This is a genomic window from Pseudoalteromonas sp. S558 (assembly GCF_005886635.1).
Classification (GTDB): Bacteria; Pseudomonadota; Gammaproteobacteria; order Enterobacterales; family Alteromonadaceae; genus Pseudoalteromonas; species Pseudoalteromonas aliena.
On the sequence record NZ_PNDU01000053.1, the window covers coordinates 1 to 18,031 of the forward strand.

Sequence of the window (18,031 nt, forward strand, 5' to 3'; positions counted from 1 at the left end):
TATTTTCAGTGAAAACAAGGCGAATTTACGCGTCAATAGCGGGCCGATTGCAAGTAAATTCAACGCAGTTAGCGCTGAAAATAGCTGCTCGAGATAGATTTATTATCCAGAATTCAGGTTATTTAGTTGGCAGTACCGTACTCTCTACTGAACCAAAGCCAATACGTACATAGCCTTCTTTTTCACACCAACCACGCATAATAACGTTATCGCCATCTTCTAAAAAGCTACGTTGCTCACCATTACTAAGCGTGATTTTTTCTTTTCCACCACGAGATAGTTCAAGCAAAGAGCCCGCCTCTTCATGGGTAGGGCCTGATTGCGTACCTGAGCCCAGCATGTCACCAGGCATAAAGTTACAGCCATTTACCGTGTGGTGAGTAACCATTTGCGCTACAGTCCAGTACGAGTGCTTAAAGCTAGATGTTGATACACGGGTTGGCGTGTGACCCTCATTGCGCATTTTTTGCGTTTGGATTTTAACATCCATTTGTATATCAAAAGCACCTTGCTCACGGTTCGCTTTTGATTCTAAGTAATCCATAGGTTGCGGATCGTTCTCATCACGCGTCCAGCTTGTTCTATAAGGAGCTAAAGCCTCAGTTGTTACAATCCACGGAGAGACAGTAGATGCGAAGTTTTTAGCTAAAAATGGGCCAAGCGGTTGGTATTCCCATGCTTGTAAATCGCGCGCAGACCAATCGTTAAATACACAAAAACCAAACACATGGTTTTCAGCATTCTCAATAGCGATTGCATCGCCCAGTGCGTTACCTTTACCCAAATAAATACCAAGTTCTAACTCGTAATCAAGGCGCTTACATGGACCAAATGACGGTACTTCTGCATCAGGTGCTTTAGTTTGACCTTTAGGGCGGTGAAATGTTTGACCCGATACATCAATAGACGAAGAACGTCCGTGATAACCAATAGGTACCCATTTGTAATTTGGCAGTAATGGGTTATCTGGGCGAAATAAGCTGCCCACAGCGGTTGCGTGGTAGATTGACGTGTAAAAATCGGTGTAATCTCCGATACGACAAGGGAGTGAAAACTCAATATCAGCTTGTGAGACAAGCGCATCGCTCAGCGTTTGTTGATGCTCAGAGCCTACTCGTAGTGCTTTTGAAAGCGCTAAACGCAGTGCTGACCAGTATTGTTGACCCAAACCCATAAACGTATTTAGGGTGGCTTCACTTGCTGCATCAGCGGCTGTTTTAGCATCACCTGTTAAAACGTTTAATGTGCTCAGTTTTGCTAAATCAATTACTTGGTCGCCAATAGCAACACCACCACGAAAGGCTTCATCAGCGCCTTTACGACGAAACTCTGCAAACGGTAAGTTTTGAATAGGGAAGTCGCAGTTATCAACATTAGCTGATTCTACCCAGCTGATTAAATTAATATCGTGGGTTTCGTTAATTAAGCTCATTACATTTCCTTTGGATTTTACGGTATAGCGATAAAGTACAGTTTATTTAATCATACTTGTACTCAGCGCAATACTTTTTAAATATTAAGACGACAAAAAGCAGCGAAATTCGCTGCTTTTAATTTACTCAAATGTTTTATAAAACGCCGCGACGCTCTTGGTCGCGTTCGATTGATTCAAATAATGCTTGGAAGTTACCTTCACCAAAACCACCATCATCAACGCGTTGGATCATTTCTATAAAGATTGGGCCAAATAAGTTTTTAGAGAAAATTTGTAATAAGTAACAATTTTCACTTTGGCTATCAACGAGTATTTGATGCTGACGAATCTTTTCTTTATCTTCAGCAACCCAAGGTACACGGTCAAAAATAGTATCGTAGTACTCTGGGATAATATCCAAAGTAGCAATTGTTGATTTATCCAGCTTATCAAGAGAGCTTACTAAGTCATCGGTTAAAAACGCTAAATGTTGAACGCCTGGGCCATTGTACTGACCAAGGTATTCGTCAATTTGGTTGTTATTATCACCTTTGCCTTCATTTATCGGAATAGAGAAGGTGCCACAAGGAGATTTAAGTGCATATGAAATGAGTGCTGTTTTTTGACCTTTAATGTCAAAGTAGCGCACTTCGGTAAAACCAAATACGTCTTTATAAAAGTTAGCCCATTTTTCCATGGTGCCTTTATAAACATTATTCGTTAAATGATCGATTCGGATAAAGCCTTTATCTTCAACAACATTTTGCGTTTCAAGGTCTTCAAAATCACTTTCGTAAATAGTACCTTTGTCGCCAAATTGTTCAATAAAGTAAATTAGGCTGTCGCCAATACCATAGATTGCAGGGTATGGCAGGTTTTTATGGGTTGAATCAGTTGCGGGTTTTGCACCACGCTCTACTGCTGTATCAAATGCTTTTTGTGCATTTTCAACACGCCAGCCCATAGAACAAATAGCAGGTCCGTGACTTTTAGCAAATTCAGCAGAAAAACCTTCACGCTCGTTATTTAATAAAAAATGAATATCGTTTTGGTTGTAATAAACAATGTCTTTACCTTTGAATTTTTTAAGCTTAGAGAAGCCAAAATCAGTAAATACTTTATCCATATAATCAGCATCAGGTGTGGCGTATTCAGTAAATTCGATACCCACTAAGCCTAAATAATTATTTACTTCACTCATTATCATTACTCCCGCAATTAAGCACTGCGATTATGTGTTGTTGTCATATTGCAGTAGATAATCAACCAGAATTTTGCTTAGGGGAAGAGGGCGGCACTATTTAATATGCGGTCGATGTGTAAATTTTATAGGACGGTTATTACTAAGTAATGTGTTTGCAATACAGTTAAATGAATTGAGGTACTGTGGCAATAATTTATATTGCAATAAAAAGACCTCAACGTATTGTTTTTAAATAATATAAATTGCTATTGTGCTGCGTAAAAGCCCCTTTTTTAGTGAGTGATTAAAAGTTTACTTGTACTTAATTGTTTACAGTTAGAGACGCGTTACCAAAGAACTTGTTACGTTGCTCTAACCAAAGGTTAGGTTTTATAACAGGTGCGGTTTGATAATGGCGTTCAATTGCTTGATTCAGAACACGTGTTGATTGCTCAAAGGTTAGTTTTTGCTGTGCGGTGCCCATACTTTTTATTTCATCGCGGGTCATAGCATGGCCAGCATAAAGCAGCGCATTTAAATAACCAGGTACTGTTTCAAAATTGTTATCGGTAAATAAAAGCACTGATTTATTGAGTGCCCAACGGCGATTAATTTCGCCATCTTCTTTTACGCCTACGAGTTCACTGTCAATATATACTTCAAATACGCCATTTGTAGGTGCTGCGTAGAAAACAAATGCAACGCGGTGCCATGTATCTGGTTGAGTATTGCCAAAGTAGCCACTGTCGCTTGTTGACTTTCCGTAGCCGCCACTTGGGTCGATAAAGATATCTGCATCGTCCTCAAGGTAATTACTGGTTTCTGCTTGTATTACCGCGCGGTAAATATCGCTGCCTTCTGAAGGCCAATACAAGTCCATTACAAGTGTATAATCAGAGACCATTCCTTCATTTGCAAAATCACCGTTTGCAGCTGTATTGAGGTCAATCAATAACCCTTCAGTAGGAGAGTGCCTTGAAAAAGCCATTACACCAGAGGGGCCATCTCTCAAATCTGATATGTTTAGCTCGGTTGTGGTTTTATATTGAGTCTCTTCAGGGCCCCAATCTGTTGTTTGTGGGTCGAAATAACTTAGTACCGAAGGACCGAAGTCTGGCGTTAGCGGGCTTGCGTCATTATTAAAATTCCATACCGTAATATCTGTTTTATTATCACATGAAAATAGTTGATTGTTTGTATCAAGGTATAAACATTGGCTGGTTCTAAAGCGTGCATACTGATCGAGCAACCACCACGCTTCAGCAATTGGCTCTACATTTGAGAAAGTCACACCGTTAAAAAATAAATCAGCATTTAAAGCCGCACCTTTAAATAAAGCTACGTCGTAATTTTCTGTCGCTTTTATATCTTCGGGCTTTAGTAAAAACCAGTTAGGTTGACTGGCAAACATAGCGGTTAAATCACTGCCTGATACGGTGACTTTATAAATAGAATTAAATCCAGGTGTATTTGATGGCTGCCTCTCTACGTAAAAGGCTTTGTGGAAATCTTCTTGCGTGAGGGTACCCGGTGTCCAACGCTTTTGTACAAGTTCAGGGTTCAAAAGTGCTGCGCTAATTGAGCTCGAATGCAGTGTGGCTAAGGCGGTTATTTCAGCTAATTGCAAGGGACTAGGGTAATTTTCTGAAATAGCGATTTCTGTTTGTGCATCAGGAGCGTAGCGACCCATAATCGCATTAATTGCTTGTTGAGTTGTTTCATCGAGCTCGCTGATACTCTCGGTTTCAACTGTTTTATAATCAACAATAGGCGCAGACTTATCAGCTAAGTTAAACTTAAGTGTTAAATCGGTAATACCTTTAGCATAAAAATCGGGCTGAACAATAATAGCGCCGTTATCTAACGTCTCGTAGCTTTCACCGCCGTGGGTATGACCGCCAAGCACTAAATCGATACCCGATACATTGGTTGCCATTTCGGTATCAAGGCCTACACCTAAATGACTGAGCATGACAATATAATCTACGTCGCCGCGATATTGGCTTACAATACTTTGTGCAATCTGCTGCCACTGCCAACTCATTTTAAATTGTTTTATAAAATCAGGGATTGGTTCATCTTGAATTGGTTCATCAAGCTCATTCCATGGCACAGAAGTCATCCCAAATACGCCAAGTGTAATACAACCTGCTTGTACTTTTGCAAACCCCACAGCTGCAAAATCTTGGAGCTGCTGACCTTCATAACGCGTATTACTTGCCAGTACAATGGCATTCTCGTCTTGTGAATAGCTTAATAATTTTTCTGGGCCCCATGCGTAATCATGATTTCCAACAACGCGGACATCAAATTGCATCGCTTTAATTGCTTCTTCGGTTGCGATGCCTTGCGATAGCTGTTCAGCAACAGTGCCTTTTTCATAGTCATCACCACCGTTTGTAAATAAAGTATGAGGTGTTTGACTTGCTGCCTGATTGTAATAGGCTTTTATTCGGCTGAAGTATTGTTCTTGATAGCCAAAACGAGCATGTAAATCTGCAACGTGGACAAACCTTACTGACTGCTCTGTTGCGTTAGCGTCGCAAGTTGGGCCGATATTTGCGAAAGCTTCATTGCGCTGCATTTGTATTGCATAGGTACCAAGTTGATCCACTTGTGCGCTGACTAAACCTTCAGTAACGACTGAATTATTTATATTGACCCATGTGTCGCCAGTTAATCGTGCAATAAATAATTGGCCACCCAGCGCGTATGCTTGAGGTATTTTGATACCAATAGTCGCTGAACTTGTAAATGTGAGTGTGTTTGGTGTCAGGGAATGAATATCTGAGATGATATTTTGGGCTGTTGTTGTTTCATCAGCTACAATGTTTGTGTAAGTAATATCAGTATTATTAGCAACTGCGTTAGCGGGAATCGTAACCGTAAAGTTTTCGTCATCGAGCGTGGCTGATAAACCGGAGGAGACAGTAACATTAAGTTGGCTAGGCTTTGGCGGATCGTTTGGGTTTGGAGTAACAGCGTCACCAGAACCACCGCAAGCGCTTAAAAGTAGAACTAAAAAGGCCAAGCATTTTGCACGAAAAAAAGTAGACGTTTGCATGGTTTGCTGTTCCTAATGCCAGTGTAATGTTTATCTAAACATTGTATCAGCTAACAGAAAACCTATAAAGTGATAAGAGAACCTCCCCTGTAAAAGTACAGAGGAGGTTAATTGTTACTGTTTGTTAGCCGTAACTTCTAGTTCTTCAGCTAAAATATGTTCATGTGTATGAGGTTCGTGTTGACCCTCTGCACCATGCATCCATTTAACTAATTTATCACTTAGTAAATACATAATCACAGCCGATATAACGGCTGTAGCACCTAGGCCAATAAAGATACCAAGTGCATTGTCTAGCGCTTCTTCACCTTCACCTAAGTATGAACCTACAAAGCCAGCAATTTTGTTTGCTACAGCAGTACATAAGAACCAAATACCCATAAGCATCGATGCTAAGCGTAATGGTGCTAGTTTACTTACCATTGATAAACCAATTGGAGACAAGCATAGCTCACCTAACGTATGGAATAAGTAAAAAAGAACTAACCACATCATGCTAATTTGAAGCGTGTCACCTTGACCTTGAGTCATAAGCGCAAGGATCATAGTTAAAAAGCCTAGCGCTAAAAAGATTAGGGCAATAGCAAATTTAACCGGTGAATTAGGCTCTTTTTTATCAAGTTTTAGCCAGATAATTGCAACCAATGGCGCAAAAACAATGATAAAAATTGAATTTAGAGATTGAAACCATGATGCCGGAATTTCAAAATTAAATAGCATACGATCAGTATAGTCATTCGCAAAAAGGTTCATTAAGCCACCAGCCTGTTCAAAACCCATCCAGAAAATGATACTAAATACACTCATAGTAAAAATAACTTTAATACGGTCGGTTTCAACTTTAGTAAGCGGAACTTTAGTATTTGAAGTTGATTGCTCTCGAGCAAGCTTTGCTGCAGGTACAACCCCAATATCACCTAGGTATTTTTTACTTAGTGCGACTTGCATAGCAACAGAGACCAACATACCAATACCTGCTGCGATAAAGCCAAACTGCCATCCCATAGATGCGGCTACAAAACCAGCAACCAAAGGACCAAATGCACCACCTAGGTTAATACCCATGTAGAATATAGTGAATGCACCATCACGGCGTTGATCGCCTTCGTTGTATAAGTCGCCAACCATTGTTGAGATATTTGGTTTAAATAAACCATTACCCAAACACAGTAGTGCTAAGCCAATATAAAATATGTTTTCTTCTTGGCCTGCTAAATAACTATGTGGAATACCCATAGTAAAATGACCGGCGGCCATTAACAAACCACCAATGATAATGGCTTTTCGTTGGCCTAACACGTTATCAGCTAACCAGCCACCAAATAACGGTGTAATGTACACAGCCATGGTAAACGTACCATAAAGGCTTAATGCGTCTGCATTACTCCAACCAAAACCGCCTTCTTGAGTAATGGCTACAAGATAAAGAACCAAAATAGCACGCATGCCATAGTAGCCAAAGCGTTCCCACATTTCTGTACCGAACAACAGGAATAATCCCTTAGGATGACCTAAGAAATCACCTGATTTAGGTAATGAACTCATATTTACTTCCTAACTTTAAGAATTGTTGTAATGGCCTTATAATTTTTTGCTTTAGCTATTTTAGTATTTAGACTTACTAGAATGCTCGACCATCAGTATATTATTTGCAGCTAAGGTAATGGTTTGCTGAACGGTAATACCGCTATAAGGTAAGAGTCACACCCTTATCCTAGCTACAATTGCGCATTAGTATACATAGACCTTTGTGCTAGGGGAAGCATTGCGCGGGTGGTTCGTATAAACTGTATACAATTGTTTTAAAAGTTGGCGTAAGGGGTTATTGGTGTGCCAGGAAATTCAAGTGTTCCATAGACAGGGTTAAAGTAATATCGTATGTAGAGTTGGCCAAAGTTAGGCTCGTAAAAATCTGAACGATCTATCGCTACATAACCGCCAAAAAACCAGTGTGGTGTTATTCTATATTCAAAGCTTCCTTCAAGGTTGTACGACACACCAGAACTTGTATCCCCCTCAAACGCAGGGTTTACGCCTGTCTCAAGTTGACGAACAAACGCCTCTTCTTGCAAGTTTGGATCGTTAGGGAAAAAGTCAATTGCCTGAGTTTTTGTTTGTGAATACGATACGCCAGTTTTTAAACGGTATACAAAATCATTTCCCCAACGTGCGTCATAACTAAATGGTACAGACACGCCTAAGTAGTTTTGCGGACTGTAGTAGCCGCCATGGCCCCATGTTTCTTCACTTAAATTATATTTGTATGCCCAATGTAATAAGCTAGCACCCACCGTAAATTCACGTTTTTGATTACTAATAACACGGTAGTAAGTACCTGCCATAGCACGATAGCGCTGATTATCTTTTACATTTTTACCTTTATACAAAGTGAAGTCGGCACTTGACCAAAAGCCCCAATCACCACCTAAATCATGTGAAATATTTGCAGTAAGGCCTGTAGAGCGTACGCCACCCCAAGCTTCTTTTGTATTTGCATCCTCAAGACCCGCATAAGAAAGCACTGAACTTGTTACTGGACGTTTCTCTAGTTCAAGGCTGTAGCCAAAGTCGCCTAAATCGTCTGCATAGTTAACGCCCCATACTATATCTTCAATTAAAAAGCCCAGTGGGGTAGTACCTATATCTAAACGCCAATTTTTATTTTGCCAGCCTAGCCCGATATCTACACCACTTTCTTTTGGGCTTATTTCTTCAATAGCACACGTAAAAATACATAAAGCACCTTGTCCATAACGGCTGCCCGCAAATTGCTCATCAAAACGTGTTGTTTGCGCACTAATTGTTGTGGGGTCTATTTTTACAAATCCTTGGCCTTGCCAAAGTGGAAAATAAGCTTCAATCGGCACTAAACCAGCGCCAAGTGTTGCTTCGCTTTGTGTACTTATTTGGCCGCTAAAATTAACACCCATAGCAATATAAGCTTGATCTTTGTTTTGCTCATCAATTAATTCGCGCTTAGCGCCATTTACATACCAATCATCGGCTTCATCGATTTGTGAGAGCGAGGTATAAAGTTCTTTTTCGCTTAATGTGCGATTAGGAGACAGGGTTTGTGCATACCAAATTTGAGCTTGCGCTGTTTCATTAAAATTATTGGCTACTTGAGCTCCTAAATAACGTAACTCTGGATCGTTCGGCGATTTTTCAATGAGTTTCTTTGCTAGATAGAGTGCATCTCCTGAGTAATTAAAGTCATTAAGAGAGCCCATAATTTGGCGCTGCAAATAACTTTCTTGCGATGTAGTTTGCGTTATGGCTTGCTGCGTTACCTCTTTGGCCCGAAAGTCGTCACCTAGTTCTCTATACGCTTTTGCGATAGACATTAACGCTTGGGGTTCAATGGCTTGATTATTTTTCACCTTTTGCTGATAAATAATCAGCGCGGCTTCACGTTGTTCAAGTGATAAGTTTGCATTAATTAATGCTGTCGTGATCACAGGGTTGTTTTTATACTTTTGGTCAAGTTGATTTAACTTAGCAATTAAATCACTGCCATTGTTGAACTGATTAATATAATTACTTTGTAATTGCAGATACTGATTAACCTCGCTTTCAGATGCATTTTCAGGCAGTTTATAACGTGTAAACCATTGCTTTATATTTAGCTCATTTTTTTGCTCTAATAGCCATTCACCATAAAGTAAATGCCAATAGGGAGAAATCGTTGGCTGAGCAATTAATGCATCATTAATAAGCTTCAGAGCATGTATTTTTTCATCTATTCTATACCAATTGCGAGATAATTCAGCTTGCATTACGGGGGTTAAATTTTGTGCTTCTAGTGCACTTAAATGATAGATAGCCGTGGCTTTATTTTTAGCATCAAGGTAGCGTTCACTTTGAGCAAGCGACTCGTTAAGCTGAAGCTGTTGCTCAAGTGCAATAATATCTGCACTCTTGGCGCTAAAAGGAACATATTGTAAAGACGCAATAGCACCTTGATAGTCATCAATAGCGCGCAGAAAAAGTGCGTGACTGTAACGAAGTTGAGGGTTTAACGGAAATTGCCACAGTACATTATTAAATAGTGTTCGCGCTTCCTTTGTTAAGCCTTTTTGCTGGTATATAAAGGCTAAGTCGTAATATAGCCATGGTTGATCTGGTGCTAAGCTTATTGCGTTCTCTAGCGTTTTTTCGGCTAGTTCCAAGTTTCCCAGTTGTACAAATTTACTCGCTTTGTTACGAAGTTGGCTACTTAGATACTGTGAGTAAGGTTGTTTAATTAGCTCTTTTTGAGTATATGTTAAGCTGTTGTAAAAAGAGCTTAATGCGAGTTCATTTTGTTCAAGTTCAGCTATTTCAAGTAAGCCCGATAAAGCGCCGATATTGAGTGGATCATTTTTTAAAACAATTTTATATGTAAGTGCTGCTTGAGAGTATTGCCCTTGCGCAAATTGTAATAAACCGCTGTTATATAAAACAGCGTTAGGGTCTTGCTCTAATGTATTAGCTAAATCTAATTTAAGCTTTGCGACTTTGAATTCGCTGTTATTAATTGCATCTTTGGCTTGGCGTATATAAAGCCAAAACTGGGCTGTTTTAGCTAAGTCCTTTAACGTTTCCCTTTGTGCAAAGTCTGCCGTATATTTTTGTGCTTGCGTAAAATACTTGTATGATTTTTTATTATCACCTAAACGCAAATAAAGTATGCCTAGGCTTCGCATTATTGCACCGTCTTGCGGGCGACCATTTACAGCCTTTAAAAGTAGAGGTTCAGCGGCTTTTAAATTATTTTTTTCAAGTAACTTATCACCTTTAACCCACAATTGATAAGCAGGGTCGGCAAGTAAAGTTTGGCGTGCTTTTAGGCTTTTTTTAAAATCTTGATATTGCAACTCACCTTTACTGCTAAATGGGTAAAGCGTGAAGTAATATTGGAACTGTCGATCGGTAGCGCTATTAATTGGCATGTTTGCTAGTGAACCGAGCCAAATCTCCTCTACTTCATTACTAAAACTTGAGGTTGAGCCGTACTTGCCCAAAATACTAATTGCTTTTTTATCACTCGAATCGCGTCTCAGTAAATGCCTTGCGTAGGCTATTTCGACTTGGCCTATATTAGAATAGCTTCTTAATAGTTTATTATATCCGCGCGTAACGTTTTGCCATTGGGAAGAGTCTTGTGCATACCAGCTTAAATGTTCTAGTTCATAATTGAGTGTGGGATAAACGTTATTAAATATCTTATTATAAATTTGCCGAGCTTGTTCATATCTGCCAGCGCGTGCTAGTAATTTAGCATCTTGAATAGCAGACTTATCTTTACCCTGAATTCGAGACATAACCCGTAGCTTTTCAATACAGGGAGCCTGCTTTATTAGGCCGTTATCTATTTTACTTAATAACAGGTTTGCTTTGTCGGATGCGCCATTGGCAAAATCATAATGAACTAGAGCGCACTGCGTTTCTATACGAGTAGGTGCGATGGCTACGAGTTTTTGTAAGCTGCTTTCAATCAGCTTTTTATTTTGCTGCGCTTCACCAATACTTATTTGACTTAGTAACCAATCAACAGATTGTGTATCTATATCATTGACTGTTTTGGCACTTACCCCAAAGCTAAGTGCCAAAGTGAAAACGAGGACAAACCTTAAGGGCATTCAATGCTCCACATTGGTTGTAGCGTCCCGTCTGCTGTAATTGAAAAACGTTTATTTAACGTACTTGTGCCAAATAAATTAAGTACACTGTCGTAATAACGTGTTTGGGTGAATGACTTATCGACCATTAATTTTTGTTTAATTGCCATAATTAATGATTCATTGCCTTGATCTGCCAATAGAGGTAGTAGCGCTGAGTTGAAGCCCAAAGGACCTGTTTTTTCGGATTTACCTGATTTAGCAAATGTATTTAAAGGTACATACCCACGCTCATTAATCGTTTTTATAAATGGATTAAATTGCGCTAGTAGCTCTTTTTTATACGGTGCATCATTTGCCATCATGCTAGCCCATAAATATACTCTAATAGCATTATAGCTGCCTATATCACTGGTTTTTCTATCATAGTAAAAACCGTTATTAGCATCGTACATAACCCAATCAGGGCTGACACCTTCAGTAGCTGTGTCTAAAATAAGCTTTGCGGAGCCTTCGTGTAACTGATGCCAAGGTGAGTGTGGGTAGAGCTTTTTAAATTGCTGATATATAAACAACGGTGAATAGCTGGGGTTAAGTTTAACGCGTGCGTTTTCAAACTCAAAGCCAGCGGGGGCTGGTAGCAAGGACAAACCTAGGCCAGAAATATAAGCCGTTTCTTCTCGCATTATGCGCTGTGCAAGTACGGCTGCTAAAATGCTGTAGCGACGATCGCTCCAAAGCTGGGCAGCTTGAGACAAGCTGTAGGCAATCCATAAATCAGAATCTGATGCCGGGTTTGAGTCTAATATTCCCCCCACATTTTGTTTATTAACCCCCCATTGCCATGCAGGTAAACGGGTACTTAAATCACCCTCAGATAAGTGCTCTTGCGTCCAATTTAATACTAAGTCAAACATTGCTTTGTCGTTTGCGACTACAGCAAAAAATAATGCATAAGATTGGCCTTCAGAGGTTGTAATGTTTTGCTCGCTGCCTAAGTCAATAACACGGCCATCTTGGCTTATAAAGTTATTTTTAAAGACTTGCCATTGGTGCCAAGGTTGGCACTGCTCTACTTGCGCTTTTGCGTTAAAAGTAAATAGTGCAATCACAGCAAAAAATATATTAATGATTGATTTCATTACTTATCTCCTTCCGCTAAGCGTTTGTAAGTGAGTGCTTGGAGTAATCGCCACAGAATAAATGAGATGAGTAGCAGTATTAAAACAGACAGCAGTGCCAGCACAAATGGGTGATCTGATAAATGGAACCAAATTAAAGTATGTACAGGAATATGACCAACAAAGTACTGCTCATCCGTTTTGATTGTTTTAATACCTTGGGAGTTTATAACGGCGGCACTGCCTTTAATTTGAGCAAGTTGAGCTGAGTTCATTAATGCATTATTGAGCAATGTATATGCATTTTGAGATGTTGCACTTAATGATACAATAGAGCGCTCAGAATCAAGCGGTGATTGAAAACCTGTAATAACGGCTATGTCACCACTACTTTTAATACTAACGTGTACTTTTTGTGTTGTTTGCTCATCATACGCGCCATTGTATAAAGCTTGTTTTATAGCGCGTTGATTGTTGCTGAGTAAAACATTTGTGTGTGAACCTTCATCTAAGTTGTTAGCAAGGCTATTGGGTTTTGCGATAACTAACACATCTTTGCCGTTTAGGTTAGCGTCTTCGTTTAAATGGGCAACACTTATTCTATGTGCCGGATAACCAGTTATTGCCCCAAAGTGGCCTGTTAAATTAAATAAAACAGACAGTGCTTTAGCTGATGGGGTTTCATCTATTAACACTAACGTTTGCTGTAAGTCAGCATATTTTGTAAATGGAAATCCGCTATTAGCAAATACATTTAAATCGGGTAAAGCCATATAGTGATCAAACCCACTGACATCAATATGCGAATTTCCATCAATCACCCCATATTCTCCGCCAGCAGGAGCAACACTGCATTCGCCTTTTTTAAGTACAGCGAATCTAAAATCAAAATTTAGCTCATTGCGGTTGGCTAAATTAATACCATTTAGAGAAAATCCCTCAGTACTTTGAGTCGTATCAGTATTAGCTATTAATGGCAGTAATGTTTGTGTGGTTTTTAGCAGGGTGTCTTTTTTATCTAATAAAAAACCGCTAATAAATTCTTGGTTAATTAGCATATTTAAACGTGAATCTAAGGTTTCGCTTTCTGGCGTATTACGGTATTGCAGAGTAATAGGGATGCCTTTTTCGCGCCATGTGAACAAATCAGGTGCAAAGCGAATATTTAGCTTTACAGGGCCATTATTAAGACCTTGAGTTTGTAATTGCGTTGGGTAATCAATGAGCTCATCAAAATGAACAGGGCGATCACTTCTGAGCCAACGAGGAGCGTCGTAAGCCTTTCGAAGGGGGAGTTGGTTAATCGCTTCAATGCTTGCTGTTCTGCCTGTCATAATTTTATGACCAAATACCAGCCCTGTTACCGCTGTTTTTAAATCTTTTTCGTCGCGGCCAATAATTAGCAGCATTTTATTATATCTGTGAATAGGACTTGAGATTAGCTCAACTGTTGGCTTTTCAACATCTGGATAATCCTTTAAAAAATCAGGTTTTGAGTCATTAGTAATAAATACCACGCTATGTTGCTTAGGTGCTTTGTTTATCATTACGGGAAAATTAGCCCCACGCCAATCAGCTTGAGCTCCAAACCAACTCGATAATGTGGCGGCTGCTTCTATAGCTTGTGTGTTTGGTATTTTTGAAAATACAAAAGGGAGGTTAAGTTTGTTGTAGTCTTTAGCGTCAAAAAATGGTTCGGGTAGGTATTCTAGGCGACTGTCGATTGCTAATTGCTTTTGCTCAAGTGTGATGTTGCTCGACTTATTTATTTCTGTCCAAATAGAGCGGCTAAAATAGTCTTGGCACTTTAAATCGTAGTAACCAACCAATTCAAAGCGGATTTGATTGTAATCCTGAATGTATTTAGCATTTAGTTCTAGATTGTGACTAACCGTATTTTTCACCACACTTAATTTTTCATTAATGGGCAACACCGTAACTAAATTATCATTAAAATATACTTTCAGATGTGACACATTTGCGATTAACGACGGTGAGTTAGTGTATGAGAAGTTAAGTTTTAAGTTTGTACTTAATTTATCAATTCGGTTGGTAAAATCGACACGAGAGTTGTTATTTACTCCGTCAAGCTTATACCCTGTGAAACCCAGCGCTTCAAAATCCAAGCGTAGGCTAGATATTTGAGCGCTTTCTGGGTAGCCATTTATAAACATAGATTTATTTTGCATTGGCTCAATAGCGTGTGCGTGCTGCGCGCAGCTAATAAGCAACAATGTTAGAAATGTATTGAGCAACTTTTTAATCATAATTATTATGCACTACCGGTTTTTTTGGAATAAATGAATGTATATAAACCACCAAACGAGTTAATAGTTTTATGGTCGGTTGTAAAGGTCTAGGAGCATGAAACAATAAATTACTAAAGCCTCTTAAACTTGTTTTTTGCACTTCTTTAAAGCTATATGATGGGCGATCATGTTTAAAGTTATTTTGCCAATCCAGCCAGGCATCAGCTCTTGAAAAAGTGCATTGTATAAATGCTTTTTGTTTTTCTAATGATAAATCTTTAAGTGTTAAACCAATTTGCATTTTACGCGTATTACATACATAAGTTGTAAATGAAAACTGCTTATTTCCTCGGCTCATTAATAGCTCAACCTTGTCATTGACTCGGCATGAGTGCACGTGATCTATTTCAATACCAACACCATTATCTGAGTAATCGGTAATTTTAACTTTTAATGTATGGCCATTCGCTAAGCGAATACCAGCAGGGAAATGCGCTTTAATTCGATGTGATTGCCTAACTTGGCGAGCTTCAGCAGCAACTGCAACCGCAGCACCTAAAATGATTATATTATAAATTGCCCAGCACATACTTATAACTAATACGCCTATTTGAGAAGGATCACCAAAAATCAGGCGTAAAATACCAAAGATAATACCTGCAACATTAATAGCTAAGAGTATAAGGTAAGGTTTAGAAATCCCCCAATCATAATGCTCTTCATCATTTAACCCGCCTTTTTCTGTTACATTAAACTTGCCTTTATTAGGATTAAATAGCGCAACAGTGGTTGGTTTTAATATATACCAAGCCAAAACTGATTCATAAACTTCGCCCCAAAATGAATATCGATATTTACCCTGGATACGAGAGTTAGTCGCTTTTATTTGAATTAATGTCGGTACTACATAAATAAAGATAGCTAAAAAAGGCGCATAAATAATGTAAGCGTTAAAATATATAAGTGCTAAGGGGGCGGTTAAAAATACGATTCGAGGGATGCCCGATAAAAAGTGAAGCATCGCATTTATATAGCATAAACGTTGAGCAAGACTGAGGCCCTTTCCAAGTAGGGGGTTATCGAGTCTAAAAATTTGTGCCATACCGCGAGCCCAGCGAATTCGTTGGCCAATATGGGCCGACAAACTGTCGGTAGCTAAACCTGCTGCTTGCGGAATATTAATATACGCGGTTTTATAACCTGCGCGTTGCATGCGTAATGCAGTATGAGCATCTTCGGTTACTGTTTCAAATGCAAAACCGCCAATATTGTCAAGTGCTTCACGTTTTAATACCGCGCATGAACCACAGAAAAATGTGGCATCCCACATATCATTACCATCTTGAATTAGGCCATAAAACAGCATGTTTTCGTTGGGGATTTGGGTGTGGTTATTTAAATTTCGCTCAAACGGGTCGGCAGAGAAGAAGTGATGTGGGGTTTGTACTAAACACACTTTGCTGTCTTTTAAAAATTGCCCCATAGTCATTTGTAAAAATGATCGGGCAGGTACATGATCGCAGTCAAAAATTGCAATGTATTCGCCGTTAGTAAAACGCATTGCACTATTCATATTGCCTGCTTTTGCGTGTTTACTATCAGGACGAGTTAAATAACCGACTCCAACTTCTTGGGCAAACTCGCGAAACTCAGGACGTTTGCCATCATCAAGTATGTAAACGTTAAGTTTATCTATAGGCCAATCAATACTTAGCGCTGCCAATGTTGTCGGTTTTACAACACTCAATGGTTCGTTATAAGTTGGAATATACACATCGACCGAGGGCCATTTATCGGTGTCTTTAGGCAATGGAATTGGTTTTCGCTCTAATGGATTAATCGTTTGAAAAAAGCCAAGTATTAGAACAAGCCACGCATAAGTTTCTGCTAATAATAAGCCTGCGCCTAAAACAAGCGCAAGAGGGTCATCCCAATTTAAGGTTTCGGTGTAGCGCCACCATAAGTAACGTGAAGATGTTGTTACCGATAAAGTGATCATCACTATGGTCGCCATTTGACCTTTTATCTTTTTTAAAGAGTAAGCTACGAGTAGAATAAAGCTTATAAAAATAGCTTGTGCTTCTAAGCTAAAAGGAATAGTTACAAAAATCGCCAGTAAAAATAGTGCAAATGTAATTACGACGTACCTGACCGATTTGCTTTTCCATACTCGCGCATCTGCTATAGAGTGAAAAGCACTTTGCCTAGTCGTTTTTTGATTTTTTGATAATACACGTTTGAATAACTTGCCTAATTTTAAATCAATCCAGCGGAGTTGCCTGAAAAAGAAATTAACAGAGTGATAGAAGTGATGTGAAACTTTTTCTTTAACATGACTTTTTTTAGCTGTATTTTTCACAAACACAAGAAAAATACTCTGTAAAATAAAGCGTAATGTATTTGAGTATAAGTGAGTTCTGTAGGGTGACTTTAAATGTGGATAGTTCTGCTTTAACACATAACTAATATTTTTTTTACGGGTCTCAAATTTAAAAAAAAGAGAGCAAAAAATGACTATAAATGGCATTGAAATAGCCTCAATAGCGCTCATTTTATGCTGATTAAAATTACCGTAAAATTTAAACATAATTAAACGCACTAATTTTTGCGTAAAAAACAGACTAAGTAAAAGGCGAAAAGCCTTTTCAAAAGAATGTTTATAAATTAATTGTGCCATTAGAGTGCGGCTTTACTAGCGAGCCATCCAGCTAGCGTTTCAAAATCATCATTAGCAACGCTATACGGTGCGCAATTTAGTGCAACGTTACGATAAGCTGTCGATTCTTTAATTACTTCATCATGGTTTATGAAAAAAGGAGCCATTAGAGGTAGTGTAGATTGCCAAAGTGAGAACAAGTCAAATTCGAGCACTGACGCTGAGTTGTATTTGTTGACTAAAAAAAAGTGATGCCATGCGTTAGTGGTGTTTTTCAATTTTTGTAAACGCTTGTAGATAAGGCTATGACATATTGAATCGCAGTTCACTATTTCAATAACAATATCGTCCTCATCTAAGGTGTAATTATTAATATCTACGTGGCTTGGGCAATCAAAAAGCATCCATGTTGTATCTGGGGTGTCTAATTTTTTGCAATTATTAGCTAATTTATTTAGATCTAAATTAGAAGGCGTGTTGTCTCCGTGAGGTAAAAAAATAACACCATCGTTGTCTTGATGAAAGTGCTTAAGAACGCCTTCAAAACTATTGGCGTTACTCCATCCTTGGGTATTTTTCCAAGGTAAACCAAAATGTAAACACAAGTCACTTTTTGAGTCTAAATCTATAGCGATAACGTGAACAGCTGATTTTTTTAACACGCAGGCAAGGTTAGCTACTATTGCGGTACAGCCGGTGCCACCTTTTAACCCTTTTAAAAAAACTCTTTGCACGTTATAAATT

Annotated in this window: 9 protein-coding genes; all 9 read right to left on the reverse strand. The window is 38.9% G+C overall.

Features of this window, described 5'->3' with window-relative positions; genetic code table 11:
* Positions 1-118: 118 nt before the first annotated feature.
* The 9 genes from fahA to bcsQ all read right to left on the reverse strand — a co-directional run bounded on the left by fahA (position 119) and on the right by bcsQ (position 18,021).
* Positions 119-1,432, reverse strand: a complete 1,314-nt coding sequence (gene fahA, locus CWB66_RS03825) for a fumarylacetoacetase (RefSeq protein WP_077537361.1) — start codon at positions 1,430-1,432, stop codon at positions 119-121.
* A 136-nt stretch (positions 1,433-1,568) separates the two neighbouring features.
* Positions 1,569-2,615 (reverse strand): 4-hydroxyphenylpyruvate dioxygenase, encoded by a 1,047-nt coding sequence (gene hppD, locus CWB66_RS03830; RefSeq protein ID WP_077538966.1) that lies wholly within the window; start codon positions 2,613-2,615, stop codon positions 1,569-1,571.
* 304 nt (positions 2,616-2,919) lie between these two features.
* Positions 2,920-5,661, reverse strand: coding sequence for a metallophosphoesterase (locus CWB66_RS03835; protein WP_138584395.1), 2,742 nt, complete (start codon positions 5,659-5,661; stop codon positions 2,920-2,922).
* A gap of 114 nt (positions 5,662-5,775) precedes the next feature.
* A complete protein-coding gene (locus CWB66_RS03840) occupies positions 5,776-7,206 on the reverse strand; it encodes a peptide MFS transporter (RefSeq protein ID WP_077537363.1) in 1,431 nt (476 codons plus the stop codon).
* 257 nt (positions 7,207-7,463) lie between these two features.
* Positions 7,464-11,282 (reverse strand): cellulose synthase subunit BcsC-related outer membrane protein, encoded by a 3,819-nt coding sequence (locus CWB66_RS03845; RefSeq protein WP_138584396.1) that lies wholly within the window; start codon positions 11,280-11,282, stop codon positions 7,464-7,466.
* Positions 11,273-12,403 (reverse strand): cellulose synthase complex periplasmic endoglucanase BcsZ, encoded by a 1,131-nt coding sequence (gene bcsZ / locus CWB66_RS03850; RefSeq protein WP_138584397.1) that lies wholly within the window; start codon positions 12,401-12,403, stop codon positions 11,273-11,275. Before bcsZ ends, CWB66_RS03845 begins: the two co-directional genes overlap by 10 nt.
* Entirely contained in the window at positions 12,403-14,649 is a 2,247-nt protein-coding gene (bcsB, locus tag CWB66_RS03855) for a cellulose biosynthesis cyclic di-GMP-binding regulatory protein BcsB (RefSeq protein WP_138584398.1), read from the reverse strand. The genes bcsZ and bcsB overlap by 1 nt, the downstream gene beginning before the upstream one ends.
* Entirely contained in the window at positions 14,642-17,308 is a 2,667-nt protein-coding gene (bcsA, locus tag CWB66_RS03860; protein WP_138584399.1) for a UDP-forming cellulose synthase catalytic subunit, read from the reverse strand. Before bcsA ends, bcsB begins: the two co-directional genes overlap by 8 nt.
* Positions 17,308-18,021 (reverse strand): cellulose biosynthesis protein BcsQ, encoded by a 714-nt coding sequence (bcsQ, locus tag CWB66_RS03865; protein WP_138584400.1) that lies wholly within the window; start codon positions 18,019-18,021, stop codon positions 17,308-17,310. The genes bcsA and bcsQ overlap by 1 nt, the downstream gene beginning before the upstream one ends.
* Between the last annotated feature and the right edge of the window lie 10 nt (positions 18,022-18,031).

Excerpts from the sequence above, each read along its gene's own strand:
- bcsA (WP_138584399.1), bottom strand. The coding sequence starts at position 17,308 with ATGGCACAATTAATTTATAAACATTCTTTTGAAAAGGCTTTTCGCCTT.
- bcsZ (WP_138584397.1), bottom strand. The coding sequence starts at position 12,403 with ATGAAATCAATCATTAATATATTTTTTGCTGTGATTGCACTATTTACT.
- hppD (WP_077538966.1), bottom strand. The coding sequence starts at position 2,615 with ATGAGTGAAGTAAATAATTATTTAGGCTTAGTGGGTATCGAATTTACT.
- CWB66_RS03835 (WP_138584395.1), bottom strand. The coding sequence starts at position 5,661 with ATGCAAACGTCTACTTTTTTTCGTGCAAAATGCTTGGCCTTTTTAGTT.
- bcsB (WP_138584398.1), bottom strand. The coding sequence starts at position 14,649 with ATGATTAAAAAGTTGCTCAATACATTTCTAACATTGTTGCTTATTAGC.
- CWB66_RS03845 (WP_138584396.1), bottom strand. The coding sequence starts at position 11,282 with ATGCCCTTAAGGTTTGTCCTCGTTTTCACTTTGGCACTTAGCTTTGGG.
- fahA (WP_077537361.1), bottom strand. The coding sequence starts at position 1,432 with ATGAGCTTAATTAACGAAACCCACGATATTAATTTAATCAGCTGGGTA.
- CWB66_RS03840 (WP_077537363.1), bottom strand. The coding sequence starts at position 7,206 with ATGAGTTCATTACCTAAATCAGGTGATTTCTTAGGTCATCCTAAGGGA.